Annotated in this window: 10 protein-coding genes; 4 read left to right on the forward strand and 6 right to left on the reverse strand. The window is 69.3% G+C overall.

Going from position 1 to position 14,505, the window contains the following annotated elements:
• Positions 1 to 10 precede the first annotated feature (10 nt).
• The gene (locus QQA12_RS15055) at positions 11 to 637 is read right to left on the reverse strand and encodes a TetR/AcrR family transcriptional regulator (RefSeq protein ID WP_054668152.1); all 627 of its coding nucleotides are present in this window, start codon (positions 635 to 637) and stop codon (positions 11 to 13) included.
• A gap of 145 nt (positions 638 to 782) precedes the next feature.
• On the opposite strand from QQA12_RS15055, the gene QQA12_RS15060 reads away from it, so the two are divergent.
• The 3 genes from QQA12_RS15060 to QQA12_RS15070 all read left to right on the forward strand — a co-directional run bounded on the left by QQA12_RS15060 (position 783) and on the right by QQA12_RS15070 (position 6,042).
• Positions 783 to 1,946: an isovaleryl-CoA dehydrogenase gene (locus QQA12_RS15060; protein ID WP_056932719.1), complete on the forward strand. Its 1,164-nt coding sequence runs from the start codon at positions 783 to 785 to the stop codon at positions 1,944 to 1,946.
• Positions 1,947 to 2,106: 160 nt separating this feature from the next.
• Positions 2,107 to 3,717: a carboxyl transferase domain-containing protein gene (locus QQA12_RS15065; protein ID WP_226049734.1), complete on the forward strand. Its 1,611-nt coding sequence runs from the start codon at positions 2,107 to 2,109 to the stop codon at positions 3,715 to 3,717.
• 354 nt (positions 3,718 to 4,071) lie between these two features.
• Entirely contained in the window at positions 4,072 to 6,042 is a 1,971-nt protein-coding gene (locus QQA12_RS15070; protein WP_226049735.1) for an acetyl/propionyl/methylcrotonyl-CoA carboxylase subunit alpha, read from the forward strand.
• Here QQA12_RS15070 and QQA12_RS15075 read toward each other — a convergent pair whose 3' ends face one another.
• The gene (locus tag QQA12_RS15075; RefSeq protein ID WP_226049964.1) at positions 6,043 to 7,200 is read right to left on the reverse strand and encodes a putative peptide maturation dehydrogenase; all 1,158 of its coding nucleotides are present in this window, start codon (positions 7,198 to 7,200) and stop codon (positions 6,043 to 6,045) included.
• Between the two features lie 175 nt (positions 7,201 to 7,375).
• Between QQA12_RS15075 and QQA12_RS15080 the strand changes: the two genes are divergently transcribed.
• Positions 7,376 to 7,663 (forward strand): NHLP-related RiPP peptide, encoded by a 288-nt coding sequence (locus tag QQA12_RS15080; protein WP_226049736.1) that lies wholly within the window; start codon positions 7,376 to 7,378, stop codon positions 7,661 to 7,663.
• A 6-nt stretch (positions 7,664 to 7,669) separates the two neighbouring features.
• Here the strand turns inward: QQA12_RS15080 and QQA12_RS15085 are convergent, their stop codons facing one another.
• From QQA12_RS15085 to aceB, 4 genes are all read right to left on the reverse strand, one after another.
• On the reverse strand, positions 7,670 to 10,186 hold the full coding sequence (locus QQA12_RS15085; protein ID WP_289211191.1) for a putative peptide modification system cyclase: 2,517 nt from the start codon (positions 10,184 to 10,186) through the stop codon (positions 7,670 to 7,672).
• Between the two features lies 1 nt (position 10,187).
• A complete protein-coding gene (locus tag QQA12_RS15090; RefSeq protein ID WP_226049737.1) occupies positions 10,188 to 11,234 on the reverse strand; it encodes a GGDEF domain-containing protein in 1,047 nt (348 codons plus the stop codon).
• A gap of 182 nt (positions 11,235 to 11,416) precedes the next feature.
• Complete coding sequence (gene aceA / locus QQA12_RS15095) at positions 11,417 to 12,748, reverse strand: isocitrate lyase (protein ID WP_226049738.1); 1,332 nt, start codon at positions 12,746 to 12,748, stop codon at positions 11,417 to 11,419.
• A gap of 54 nt (positions 12,749 to 12,802) precedes the next feature.
• Positions 12,803 to 14,443 carry a malate synthase A gene (gene aceB, locus QQA12_RS15100; protein WP_226049739.1) on the reverse strand — a complete coding sequence of 547 codons (1,641 nt, stop codon included), beginning with the start codon at positions 14,441 to 14,443 and terminating at the stop codon, positions 12,803 to 12,805.
• Positions 14,444 to 14,505 lie beyond the last annotated feature (62 nt).

Raw genomic sequence — 14,505 nt, forward strand, 5'->3', positions numbered from 1 at the left:
GACGGCGGCCTCATCCCCCGTGCGCGGCCATGCCGGCACCGGCCGCGCGCAGGCACAACGCGCCGATCGCCTCGACCAGCGGCTCACCGCCGCGCAGGCCGTCGCGGCTGGGCGCGGTCGGTCCGACCAGCGCCTCGGTGAACGCACCGACGATGCAGGCCGCACCCACGTCCAGGTCCTGCGCCGGGAATTCGCCGCTGCGGACGCCGTCGCCGAGGATGCGCTTGAACACGTCGCCGAACAGGCGGCGACAGCGGATGCGCTCAGCCTCGACCTCCGGATCCACTGGTTCGGCGATGAAGGCATAGGCCAGTGCCGGCCCGGCCAGCGCGCGGCGCACGAAGGAGGCCACCGCCTGCTGCAGGCGCACGGCCGCCGGCTGTGGCCCGTCGGCGATCGCCGAAAGGATGTCCAGCTCATGCTCGACCGCGGCGGTGAGCACCTCCACGAAGAGGTCGGCCTTGGACGGGAAATGGCGGTAGATCAGGCCGGTGGATACCCCGGCCTCGGCCGCCACCGCGGTGATCGGCGCGTTGCGGTACCCGCCCGCGGCAACCAGCCGCCGGGCCGCTGCCAGGATCGCCTCGCGGTTGCCGGCAAGGCGCTTTTCCATCAGTTCCGAACGTTTGTAGGCCATGGATTGATTCTAGATTCAATTTTTGAATTTGTATTCACTTTTTCATGGAGACCGGCTAGGCTGCGCGCGAACGCCCGTGCTGACGGCCAGTCCGTCATTCCCCTCCCGGAGCGCCCACCCGTCCCGCCGTACCGGAGCCGCCCCCATGCACGTCCCCACCCTTTCCTTCGATCTCGGCGAAGAGATCGACATGCTGCGCGGGAGCGTGGCCCAGTTCGCGGCCGCGCACATCGCGCCGCTGGCCGCCGACGCCGACGCCGGCAACCAGTTCCCCAACACGCTCTGGCGCCAGCTGGGCGAACAGGGCCTGCTCGGCATGACCGTGGAGGAAGAATACGGCGGCAGCGGCATGGGGTATCTCGCCCACGTGGTGGCGATGGAGGAAATCTCGCGTGCCTCCGGCGGCATCGGCCTGTCCTACGGCGCGCATTCGAACCTGTGCCTGAACCAGCTGCGCAAGAACGCCAGCGAGGCGCAGAAGCACAGGTACCTGCCCAGGCTGTGCAGCGGCGAGCACGTCGGCGCGCTGGCGATGAGCGAACCGGGCGCCGGCTCGGACGTGGTGTCGATGAAGCTGCGCGCGGAGCGGCGCGGCGACCACTACCTGCTCAACGGCAACAAGATGTGGATCACCAACGGCCCGGACGCCGACGTGCTGGTGGTCTACGCCAAGACCGACCCGGACGCCGGCTCGCGCGGCATCACCGCCTTCATCGTCGAGAAGGGCATGAAGGGATTCTCCACCGCGCAGAAGCTGGACAAGCTGGGCATGCGCGCCTCCAACACCTGCGAACTGGTGTTCCAGGACTGCGAGGTGCCGGTGGAGAACGTGCTCGGCGAGGTCGGCGGTGGCGTCAAGGTGCTGATGTCCGGCCTGGACTACGAGCGCGTGGTGCTGTCCGGCGGTCCGCTCGGGTTGATGGCCGCGGCGCTGGACGTGGTGCTGCCGTACGTGCACGAGCGCAAGCAGTTCGGCGAAGCGATCGGCACCTTCCAGCTGATCCAGGCCAAGCTCGCGGACATGTACGTGGGCCTCAACGCGTGCCGCGCATATGTGTATGCGGTGGCCAGGGCCTGCGACCAGGGCCGCACCACCCGCCAGGACGCGGCCGGCGCGATCCTGTATTCGGCCGAGAAGGCCACCTGGGCCGCCGGCGAGGCGATCCAGATCCTCGGCGGCAACGGCTACATCAACGAGTACCCGGCGGGCCGCCTGTGGCGCGACGCCAAGCTGTACGAGATCGGCGCCGGCACCTCGGAGATCCGGCGCATGCTGATCGGGCGCGAGCTGTTCCAGCGCACCGCGTGATCCAGGCCCGGCAATCGCCGGGCCTCTCCCTGGAGGGCGCCGGCAGGTGAAGGGCAACGGCAACGGCGGGGTTCCCGCATCATGGACCCCACGCGCCGCGCGTCCGCCCTTCGGCCCCCCCTCCGCCGACGGCACACAGGCAACCGCAGGAACCACCGCCATGAGCGTACTGAAAACCCAGCTGCAGCCCGGCAGCGAGACATTCGAGGCCAACCGCGCGGCGATGCAGGCGCTGGTCGACGACCTGCGCGCGACCCTGGAGCGCACCGCGCGCGGCGGCAGCGATGCGGCGCGGGCCAAGCACACCGCGCGCGGCAAGCTGCTGGTGCGCGAGCGCATCGACGCGCTGCTCGATCCCGGCAGCGCGTTCCTCGAGATCGCGCCGCTGGCCGCGCACGGCATGTACGACGACCCGGTGCCGGGCGCCGGCATGGTCGCCGGCATCGGCCGCGTCTCCGGCGTGGAATGCCTGATCGTCGCCAACGACGCCACGGTCAAGGGCGGCACCTACTACCCGGTGACGGTCAAGAAGCACCTGCGCGCGCAGGAGATCGCGCAGCAGAACCGCCTGCCGTGCATCTACCTGGTCGACTCGGGCGGTGCGTTCCTGCCGCTGCAGGACGAGGTATTCCCCGACCGCGACCACTTCGGCCGCATCTTCTACAACCAGGCCAACCTGTCCGCGCAGGGCATTCCGCAGATCGCCTGCGTGATGGGCAGCTGCACCGCCGGCGGCGCCTACGTGCCGGCGATGAGCGACGAGACGGTCATCGTCCGCGAACAGGGCACCATCTTCCTCGGCGGCCCGCCGCTGGTGAAGGCCGCGACCGGCGAAGTGGTCAGCGCCGAGGAACTGGGCGGTGCCGACGTGCACACGCGCATTTCCGGCGTCGCCGACCACATGGCCGACAACGACCTGCAGGCGCTGGCGCGGGTGCGCGCCATCATCGCCAGCCTCAACTGGCGCAGGCCGGAGCCGCGCGTCGCGCTGCAGCCCGGCGAGGCGCCGCTGTTCGATGCGCACGAACTGTATGGCGTGATCCCCGGCGACACGCGCAAGCCCTACGACGTGCGCGAAGTGATCATGCGCATCGTCGACGGCTCGCGCTTCGACGAGTTCAAGCCGCGCTACGGCAACACCCTGGTCACCGGCTTCGCCCATGTGCATGGCCATCCCGTCGGCATCATCGCCAACAACGGCATCCTGTTCTCCGAATCGGCGCTCAAGGGCGCGCACTTCATCGAACTGTGCTGCCAGCGCGGCATCCCGCTGCTGTTCCTGCAGAACATCACCGGCTTCATGGTCGGCCGCAAGTACGAACACGGCGGCATCGCCAAGGACGGCGCCAAGCTGGTGATGGCGGTGGCCAACGCGCGCGTGCCCAAGTACACGGTGGTGATCGGCGGCTCGTTCGGCGCCGGCAACTACGGCATGTGCGGCCGCGCCTATTCGCCGCATTTCCTGTGGATGTGGCCGAATGCACGCATCGGGGTGATGGGCGGCGAACAGGCCGCCAGCGTGCTGGCCACGGTCAAGCGCGACGGCATCGAGGGCAAGGGCGGGCAGTGGCCGGCCGACGAGGAGGAGGCGTTCAAGGCGCCCATCCGCGAGCAGTTCGAGCGCCAGGGCCACCCCTATTACGCCAGCGCGCGGCTGTGGGACGACGGCGTGATCGACCCCGCCGACACCCGCCGCGTCCTGGGCCTGGCGCTGGCCGCCAGCCTCAACGCGCCGGCGCAGGACACGCGCTTCGGCGTGTTCCGGATGTGAGGCCGTCGGCATGACACGCATCGAGCCGGAAGCCTGCGCTTGTGCTCTGGCTCTTGCGGTTGCCTTCGCTGTCCCGGGTTCCCTTCCGCAGCGACGCAGCCGACGGAGAGGACCCCGAGGGCGACGTGCATGGATGCACGTCGTTTTTCGACACGACACGGATGTCGTGTCGAAAAATCCCGGCGGCGGAGTGGACCCGGCGCGCGCAGCGCGTTGGGCGCGGAGGCAGGGCGTGCTTTCTTTTGGCTACCTTTTCTTTGCACGGGCAAAGAAAAGTAGCTCGCTCCCCGGCAGGGGAGTGAAAGCTCTTCAATACTTCAAGCTGCCACCGCGCAGCACGTCATGGAATACGCCATGTTCGACAAGATCCTGATCGCCAACCGCGGCGAAATCGCCTGCCGCGTCATCGCCACCTGCCGCCGCCTGGGCATCGCCACCGTGGCGGTGTACTCGGACGCCGACCGCGACGCACGGCATGTGCGGCTGGCCGACGAGGCCATCCACATCGGCCCGGCGCCGGCGGCGGACAGCTACCTGCGCGGCGCGGCCATCCTCGACGCCGCGCGCCGCAGCGGCGCGCAGGCGATCCACCCCGGCTACGGCTTCCTGTCCGAGAACGCCGGTTTCGCCCGCGCCTGCGCCGATGCCGGCGTGGTGTTCATCGGCCCGCCGGCCAGCGCCATCGACGCGATGGGCGACAAGAGCGCGGCCAAGGCGCTGATGCAGCAGGCCGGCGTGCCGCTGACTCCCGGCTACCACGGCGAGCGCCAGGAGCCGGCCTTCCTGCGCGCGCAGGCCGACGCGATCGGCTATCCGGTGCTGATCAAGGCCAGCGCCGGCGGCGGCGGCAAGGGCATGCGCAGGGTCGAGGCCAGCGCGGATTTCGACGCCGCCCTGGCCAGTTGCCAGCGCGAGGCGCAGTCGGCGTTCGGCAATGCGCACGTGCTGGTGGAGAAGTACATCGAGCGGCCGCGGCATATCGAGATCCAGGTGTTCGGCGACGGCCACGGCAACGTGGTGCATCTGTTCGAGCGCGACTGCTCGGTGCAGCGCCGCCACCAGAAGGTGCTGGAGGAAGCCCCGGCGCCGGGCATGACGCCCGAACGCCGCGCGGCGATGGGCAAGGCCGCCACCGACGCGGCGCGTGCGGTCGGCTACGTCGGCGCCGGCACGGTGGAATTCATCGCCTCGCCTTCGGGCGAATTCTGGTTCATGGAAATGAACACCCGCCTGCAGGTCGAGCACCCGGTGACCGAACTGATCACCGGCACCGACCTGGTGGAGTGGCAGCTGCGCGTCGCCGCCGGGCAGCCGTTGCCGAAGACCCAGGCGCAGCTGGCCATCCACGGCCACGCCATCGAGGCACGGCTGTACGCCGAGGATGCCGACCGTGGGTTCCTGCCCTCCACCGGCACCCTGCGCCACCTGCGCCTGCCGCGGCCCGATGCCCACGTGCGGGTGGATGCCGGCGTCGAACAGGGCGATGCCATCACCCCGTACTACGACCCGATGATCGCCAAGCTGATCGTGCATGACGTGGACCGCGACAGCGCGCTGCGGCGCATGCGGCAGGCGCTGGCGCAGTGCCGGGCGGTCGGCGTCACCACCAATGCCGGCTTCCTGCACCGGCTGGTGGCGACCGGTTCGTTCCGCCAGGCCGATCTCGACACCGCGCTGATCGAGCGCGAGCACGACGCACTGGACGTGCGCCACCATCCCGCAAGCGCGGCCGACTGGGCACTGGCCGCGGTGCTCGCCATCGACGACGGCGCCACAGCGGCGGCCGACGCCTCGCCCTGGGCCATCGCCGATGGCTGGCGCACGGCCGGTCCCGCCGCGCGCGCGGTGACACTGGAACACCAGCAGCAGCAACGCACGCTGCGGGTACGGCGCCACGCGGACGGCTGGCAGGTGGATGGCGACGGCGACCCGCTGCGGCTGCGCGGGCGGGTGCGCGCGGACGGCTATGCCGTGCAGATCGACGACCGGCTGCACCGCGGCGACGTCGTGCGCGACGGCAATGTGCTGCATGTCTTCGCCGACGGGAGCCAGCGCCGCTTCACCCTGCACGACCCCGTCGCCGAGGCCGACGGCGGCAGCGATCATGGCGGCAGCCTGCTGGCGCCTATGCCCGGCCGGGTCATCGCCCTGCTGGTCGAGCCGGGCAGCAGGGTCGCCCGCGGCACCCCGCTGCTGGTGATGGAAGCGATGAAGATGGAGCACACCCTGCAGGCGCCTGCCGACGGCGTGGTCAACGGCTACCGCGTGCGCGGCGGCGACCAGGTGGGCGACGGTGCGGTGCTGGTGGATTTCGAGGCGGGCTGATCACGCCCATACGCGGTGGGCTGGATCGAACTCGGTGGTCGCCTGTTGTGATGCGCGCCAACCGAGACCGAAAACCGCCATCGCGCCCTGCTGGACACCATCCAGTCCCAGTGCCCGATCGATATCGATCTCGTTGATCGCCGCGGTCACGAACGCGCCCAGGCCCGCCTCGGTGGCGCATGTGTAGAGCATCTGCGACAGGTGCCCGACGTCGAGGACGATGGCACGGTAGGCCTTGGCGTGGTTGCGGTACTTCCAGAAGCAACGCTCGAAACGCGGCGCAAGAATGACCATCGCCGGGGCGTCGGCGAACCAGTCCTGGCCGGAGAGCAGCCGCCGCGCCAACTCGCGCATGTCCGGCGGCGGAGGCGATGGCAGCGCAAGCAGCCCGTGTTCCAGCGGATGATAGTGGTAAAGGCCCGGCACCAGTCCTTCCACATTCTGCACCAGCAGGTAGGCCTCGACCGGATGCAGGCCGCCACCGGATGGGACATTCTTCTTCAGGAACACGGTGTCCGGCGCGGCCTCGAGCGTTGCCTGCGCCATCACCGAGCGCTGCAGGAGCTGTCCGAGCAGGGGCAGGGGCAAGGCGCGGCCGGTATCGAAGTTCCGGCAGGTGGCCCGGCGTTCGAGCATCGCGTCGAACGCGGTTCCCGCTTCCCTGGGCAAGGGGGCGTAAATGCCTTCATGTGAGCGCACCGCAGGCGGCGGCGGACCAAAGCTGCGCCTCAGGTCAGCTGCGGTGACAAGCCCCTGTGAGTGCATTTCGTCGACGCTGTCCACGCCTTGCCAACGCGAATGCCCGTGCATGATCGCCGCGGGCAACCACCAGTGCGCGTCGCGGACGGCCTGGTCCCGCGCCCGGTGGTCCGCATGCTCGGGCTGGTCGCCGACCAGCAAACCCAGCTCCAGCAGGCGCATGCAGGCCGCCGAGCCGAGCTGCTCGGGGCTGGGCTCATGCCACCGGTGGGCGCTGGTGGCGCAAAGCAGGGCACGCTCGGCGGCGTCCACCACCACGGCCTGCCCAAGGTGGGCGGCCAACGCGACCCAGCTCACCTCGCTTTCCACCTCAACCTTGCCCCGCAGGATCGCGGCGAATCCGAACGAAACACGTTCGCTGGGCTCCAGCAGGAGATGCATACAACGACGGACACGCATGGGATTCACGGCTCATATCTCTCGGACCACGCCATGATCGCCGCATTCATGGCCGGCAAGTAGCCCCCTGACCTGCCGCCGCCCGCACCGCCTGGCCACCACGCGTCGCAGGGCGCTCAACTCGGCCGGTTTGCAGCCGATACAGGTGACTGATCTCCCCTCTGGAAGAGCCGCCATGTCCACAAGCAAGCTGACCCCTGCCGAAGCGTCCAATCTACTGGACCATCTGATCGGCGATAACGTGTTCCGCGCATTGTTCGTCACCGATCCGGTCGCTGCACTGGCCTCCATCGGCATCAGTGTCGACCACAGCGAGTGCCTGGAAGTGGATGCGCTGGCATCGCCGGAAGAACTGCAGCTGGTACGCAGCGAACTGGAGGCCTACCTGACTTCCGAGTGCACCATGCCGATGACGGTGGTCTTCTGTTTCGAGGCCGGCAAGGTCGGCGACGCCATCGGCTGACCGCTCTCACCCCGCGCCGGCGGCGACCGCCGGCGCCCCTGCCCCGGCAACGTCATGCACGTTGAGCGGTTGCAGCACCTGCATCGCCATCAGTTCGGCAATCGCCTGGCCGCGATGGTCGGCCAGCCATCGCTGCTCGCGCCCGGCCGCGGCGGCATCGCCCAGCAGGCGGTGCGCCTCGAGCAGAACCACATGCGCCTGCAACGGCTCGCTCCCATCGAGCATCGGCTGGATTGCCGCCACCGCGGCATCCGCCCTGCCTTCCTGCAGGTGTTCCATCGCCTGCACGAGACGATGCCATTTGGCCACGACCGGACTGCGCTGGGATTCGAACACCTGCGCGTTCTCGCGCAGCAGGCGCGAGGAAAGGGGCGTTTGATGCTGCCGTTGTGCCAGGTAGATCAGCGCAAGCATCTGCAGGCTGTGATCGCGCCATGCAGGATCGTCGGTCCTGCGCAGCAAGGGGGAAAGCTCCGCGGCCACGGTGGACAGGCCGAGGTCTCCCTTCTGGTCACACACGACCCCGACGACGACATGCTGCAGTGCCTGGTGGATGCGCTGGTAGGCCACGACCGGCTTGGCCGCGTCCGCGCGCAGTGCGGTCTTCATCGCACCGCAATCGCCCTGGTCGGCCGCAACCAGCAAACGCGCGCGAAGGCCCATGAGTCCCTGCAGTGACTCCCCCCCGTTGTCGAACCTGGCCAGCATCTGTTCGGCCTCCGCATGACGACGCATGGCGACGAGCGCGTCGATCTGGGCATCACCCGCGCTGCTCCCGCCCTGCAGCTCGTGCGCCTGCCTGAGGGTCTGCAGGGCAAGCTCGGGTTGGTTCAGCGCGATCTGGATCTGCCCAAGCTGCACCATCGGGTAGACCCGAAGGTAGTCCTGCGGCACCGACGCCGCACGGGCAAAAGGCTCGGCTTCGCCAAAACGGTTGTCCTGGAACAGGTACCAGGAGGTATTGGAAAGACCGGCAAATGAGTCCGGATACAGCCTGGCCAGGGCACGCCAGTCTTCCAGCGGCCAGCCATGGGGCTCCAGCTCGGCCTGCCAGGCCTTGAGATACAGCCGTTCGCGATGCGGCAACTGCGATGTGAACGCAAGCGCGCGCTGCAGTTGCTCGCGCGCCGGCTGCATGTCCCCGGTGCGGGCATGCAGTTTGGCCAGGCCCGCGTAGGCCAGTGCGAACTCGGGATCGATTTCCACCGCAGCCTGGTAGAGATTGCGCGCTTCCTCGAAGCGACGCTGTCCGATCGCGGTTTCGGCCAGGGCATAAGAGCGCAGCGCACGCAGGCTGCTGGTGGAAGCCTGCGACAGGGGGAGCGACCTGCGCAGCTCGGCGACCGATTCCCCCAACCCCTCGCGGAGTTGTTTCACGACATCGTCCACCGCCGTGGTGATCTTGTCGGTGCCACTGGCCACCGCATGGTACGTCTGCACCGTGGCATCGGTACCGGGAGCCACCAGGCTGACGGCTACCCGATAGCCCGTGCCATCCCGCGTGATCGTCGGCAACAGGACAGCGCGCGCGCCCTCGCGTACCGCGATGTCCACTGCCAGCGCACGGTCGAGCATCGCATCGGCGGGCTTCCTCGCCATTTCCAGGCTTTCACGGATCTTGCCGTCAGACAGCACATTCACATGCCGCGACTGATCCAGGCCAAGCATGATCGCCCGCCGGACCGACGCATCGAAGATCGCTTCATCGGTACCGTTGATCACGTCGGCCAGCACCACCCAGTCGCGCTCGGCGAAGGCGATGGCCGGCTCCGGCCGCGCGATGAACCAGGCGCCGACGCCCAGCGCCACCAGCAATGTCGCTTCGGCGACCAGCGCCATCGGGCGCCGCCACAGCGGCAGGTCGCGCCAGGCCTTGGGCGTGCTGCGCGGCATGCGCAGCGGGGCGAACCCCGGCTCGCCGACCTCGAACACTTCCTGCGTGGTCGGCACGCCCTTGAAGTGCCAGCGCCCGTGCGATCTCCACAGCAGGTGCTCGCTGCGCGCGCCCAGCTCGCGGGCGGAACGGTGCGCCAGCGACTCGGCCACCGCCGACAGCAGGATCTGCCCGGGCCGCGCCAACGCCATCAGGCGCGCGGCCAGCGGCTTGGCCAGGCCCTCGACTTCCAGTGGCTTGGCACCGGCCTGCACCGCCTCGACGCTGTTGTGCCAGGTCAGCACCTCGCCGACATGCATGCCGGTACGCGCCTGCAGGCCGATGCCGCGCAGCTGGCCCAGCTGCTCCAGGCCCTGCCGGTAGTCCAGCGCGAAACCCAGCCCGTTGACCGGCCGCTCGAACAGCAGCAGCAGGCCGTCGGAGCGGTCGATCATGCGTCCCTTCCACTGCTGCTGCAGGCGCAGCACCAGCCGGTCGTGCTCCTGGAACAGTTCCGCGGCCGCGGTGTCGCCCAGCCGCTCCACCAGCGCGACCGAGTCGCACAGGTCGGTCAGCAGCAGCGTGTGCACGCGGGGGGCGGGGGCACCCGCCGTTGCATCCATGTCCGGTGTGGCGGGCACCTGCTGCATGTCAGCCGGCCCCCAGCCAGTCCACCGGCCATTGCAGCCGGTTGCCGCCACGCCGCTTGGCCTCGTACAGCGCACTGTCGGCATGCGCGTACCAGTCGTTCCAGTCGCGCGACGGGTCGAGCAGGCTGACGCCGATGCTCACCGGGCACACCCGCGGCACCGGCTGCGACCGTTCCAGCAGGCCGTGCACGGCATGCAGGATGAAGCCGGCCACGTGTTCGAGCGCCTCGGCGTCTGCCTCCTGCACCAGCAGGCAGAATTCGTCGCCGCCCAGGCGGCAGGCCAGCCCGCCCGGCTGCACCACCGAGCGCAGGATGTTGGCCACCGCCTGCAGCACGCGGTCGCCGACCAGGTGGCCATGTTCGTCGTTGATGCGCTTGAAGCGGTCGCAGTCGATCAGCAGCAGCCCCTGCGGCGGGTTCCGCGACGGCTGCCGGCACTCCTGCAGGTAGAGGGTCAGGCCACGGCGGTTGTACAGGCCGGTCAATTCGTCGGTCCGCACCAGTTCCTCGGTATGGCTGAGCTGGTGGGTGGTGGTGTAGAGATTGTCCAGCGCCGCTTCCAGGTCGTGGTTGCGACGGCGCAGCTGCCGGATCAGCATCTGTTCGTTGGAGACCACGCGCATGATCGTGCGGCGCAGGAAAAAGGCGACCCGGCCCGGATCGTGGTCCACCAGCTTCTGGAAATCGGGATGCCCGAGTTCGAGCAGGGACAGCTCGGTCGAGGCACGGGCATCGGCGCCGCGGCGATGGTCGCCGATCAGCAGGCCCAGCTCGCCGAAGAACTCCCCCGGGCCCAGGTACTTGACCACCAGGTCCTCGCCGAAGTTGAGATCGACGATGCCACTGACGATGACGAACATGGCGTCGCCCGAATCCCCGCGGCGGAACAGGACCTCGCCGGCGGCGACCTGGCGCTGCCGTGCGAACCGCGAGAACAGCGCGAATTCGTCGGGCGACAGGACGGGATGCACGATTTCGGCCATCGCCATGTGGGCGACACCCGGTTCGCGCTCATCGGCCATGATTGCAGCACTTTCGCTGGTCATTCCCTCAGCCCCACCGCCCCTTCGTCCCCGGGGGCTAGCGCGGAAGGATAGCACCGGCACAAAGCGTGGAGCAGGTCGCAAACCGGCGCCCATCGCATTCAGCCATATGAAAGAAAGGGCGGCCGTCGCGGCCGCCCCTGCTCCATACCCAAGTAACGGTAAAAGTATCGAAACCAGGGCCTTCAGGCGGCCCTGCCGGCCTGGAACTGCGCCTCCTCGGTGGAGCCGGTCAGCGCGGTGACGCTGGAGGCGCCGCCCTGGATCACCGTGGTGACGTCGTCGAAGTAGCCCGCCCCCACTTCCTGCTGGTGGGAAACGAAGGTGTAGCCCTGCCCGCGCGCGGCGAACTCCGGCTCCTGGACCTGCTCCACGTAGTGGCGCATGCCCTCGCCACGGGCGTAGTCGTGGGCGAACTTGAAGGTGTTGAACCAGTTGATGTGGATGCCGGCCAGGGTGATGAACTGGTACTTGTAGCCCAGTGCCGACAGTTCGTCCTGGAAGCGGGCGATGGTGCGGTCGTCCAGGTTCTTCTTCCAGTTGAACGATGGCGAGCAGTTGTAGGACAGCAGCTTGCCCGGGCTGGCCGCGTGCACCGCCTGGGCGAACTCGCGGGCGAAGCCCAGGTCCGGGGTGCCGGTCTCGCACCACACCAGATCGGCATACGGCCCGTAAGCCACGCCGCGGCTGATCGACTGCTCCAGCCCGTTGCGCACCCGGTAGAAGCCCTCGGCGGTGCGCTCGCCGGTGACGAAAGGCGCGTCATTGGGGTCGAAGTCGCTGGTCAGCAGGTTGGCGGCCTCGGCGTCGGTCCGTGCCAGGACGATCGTCGGCACCCCCAGCACGTCGGCGGCCAGGCGCGCGGCCACCAGCTTCTGGATCGCCTCCTGGGTCGGCACCAGTACCTTGCCGCCCATGTGGCCGCACTTCTTCACCGCCGCCAGCTGGTCCTCGAAGTGCACCCCCGCGGCACCGGCGACGATCATGTTCTTCATCAGCTCGTAGGCATTGAGCACGCCGCCGAAGCCGGCCTCGCCGTCGGCCACGACCGGCAGGAAGAAGTCGATGGCCTCCTCGGCCTTCAGCTTGCCGTCGATGATGTTCTTCCACTGGATCTCGTCGGCGCGCTGGAAGGTGTTGTTGATGCGGCGGACCATGGTCGGCACCGAGTCGTAGGCGTACAGCGACTGGTCCGGGTACATGGTCTCGGAGGTATTGCCGTCGGCGGCCACCTGCCAGCCGGACAGGTACACCGCCTCCAGCCCGGCCTTGGCCTGCTGCATCGCCTGGCCGGCGCTGATCGCGCCGAAGGCGTTGACGTAGCCCTTCCTGGCCTCGCCGTTGAGCAGCTTCCACAGCCGCTCGGCGCCGCGCCGGGCCAGGGTGTGCTCGGGCTGCACGGTGCCGCGCAGGCGCACCACGTCGGCGGCGCTGTACGGGCGGCGGATGCCGGCCCAGCGCGGGTTGCTGTCCCAGTCGTGCTGCAGGGCGTCGATCTGTTGCGTGTAGGTGCTCATGGTGGAACTCCTTGGGGGGCGGGGCGTGCAGTAGGGGGCGGCCAGTGGCAGGGCTCAGTCGATCTGCCGGTACGCCGGCAGGGTCAGGAACTCGGCCAGTTCGTCGGCGTGGCTGAGCGTGCCGAGCAGTTCGATGGCCTGGGCGATGCGGTCGCCGCCGGGCAGCGCGGCGGTGTCGCCCAGGCGCGCCGGCAGCGCGCGCAGGGTGGCGTCGAGCAGCGCGCCGTCGATGGCGGTGCCGTCGTCCAGGTGCTGGTTGCCGGCATGCAGCCACTGCCAGATCTGGCTGCGGCTGATCTCGGCGGTGGCCGCGTCCTCCATCAGGTTGTGGATCGGCACGCAGCCGTTGCCGTCCAGCCACGCGGCCATGTAGCGCACACACACTTCCACGCTGTTGTCGAAGCCGGCGCGGGTGATGGTGCCGGCGCAGGGGGCCACCAGGTCATCGCGGGTGACGTGCACGTCGCGGCGCAGCACGTGGTGCTGATTGGGGCCCGGCATGTGCTCGTCGAAGATCGCGCGCGCCACCGGGATCAACGCCGGGTGCGCCACCCAGGTGCCGTCGTGGCCGGCACTGACCTCGCGCAGCTTGTCCGCGCGCACCCGCGCCATGGCCTGCTCGTTGGCGGCCGGGTCGTGGTTGATCGGGATCTGCGCGGCCATGCCGCCCATCGCATGCGCGCCGCGGCGGTGGCAGGTCTGGATCAGCAGCTCCGAATATGCCTTCAGGAACGGCTGGGTCATGGTCACCTGGCCACGCTCGGGCAGCACCTTGTCGGCATGCCGGCGGAAGGTCTTCAGGTAGGAGAAGATGTAGTCCCAGCGGCCGCAGTTCAGGCCGACGATGCGCCCGCGCAGCGCGTGCAGGATCTCGTCCATCTCGAACACCGCCGGCAGCGTCTCGATCAGCACGGTGACCTTGATCTGCCCGTGCGGCAGGCCGAGCATGCCCTCGATGTGCGCCAGCGCGGTTTCCCACAGCGCCGCCTCTTCCATCGACTGCAGCTTGGGCAGGTAGAAATAAGGGCCGCGGTCACGGCGCATCAGCGCGCGGGCGTTATGGAAGGCGAACAGCGCCGCGTCGAACAGGCCGCCGGCGATCGGCTGGCCGTCGACCAGCACGTGCTTCTCGTCCAGGTGCCAGCCACGCGGGCGCACGATCAGCACCGCCTGCTCGGCGAACGGCCGCAGCGTGTAGTGCTTGCCGGGCGCGCCATCGGCCGCCGCCGGCGCGGTGTACTCCAGGTCGCCGCGCACCGCGCCGATCAGCGCCTGCTGGCCGGCCAGGAGGTTGCGCCAGGTCGGCGAGGTCGAATCCTCGAAATCGGCCATGAACACCCGCGCGCCGGAGTTCAGCGCGTTGATGACCATCTTCGGATCGGTCGGGCCGGTGATCTCGACGCGACGGTCCTGCAGGGCAGCCGGGATCGGCGCCACCGTCCAGTCGCCCTGGCGGATGTGCGCGGTGTCGGTGCGGAAGTCCGGCAGCCCCCCCTGGTCGAAGAAGGCCTGGCGCTGGCGCCGCGCGGCCAGCCGCGCCTGCCGCTCCGGCTCCACCGCCCGGTGCAGCGACACCAGCAGCGCCAGCACCCCGGCCGGCAGCAGCTCCGCCTGGCCGGCGAGCCGGGCGGCCACGGTGATGCCCGGGGTCGGGCGGGTGGGCGTGGACGGAACGGAGGTGGCGACGGCGGACATGGCGGAATCCTGCGTGTGTCGGGGGACTCCACCGTGCCGCCGCGATCACTTATTTATCAAAA

Origin of the sequence: Stenotrophomonas sp. 17(2023) (assembly GCF_030345315.1) — a bacterium.
Taxonomy (GTDB): domain Bacteria; phylum Pseudomonadota; class Gammaproteobacteria; order Xanthomonadales; family Xanthomonadaceae; genus Stenotrophomonas; species Stenotrophomonas acidaminiphila.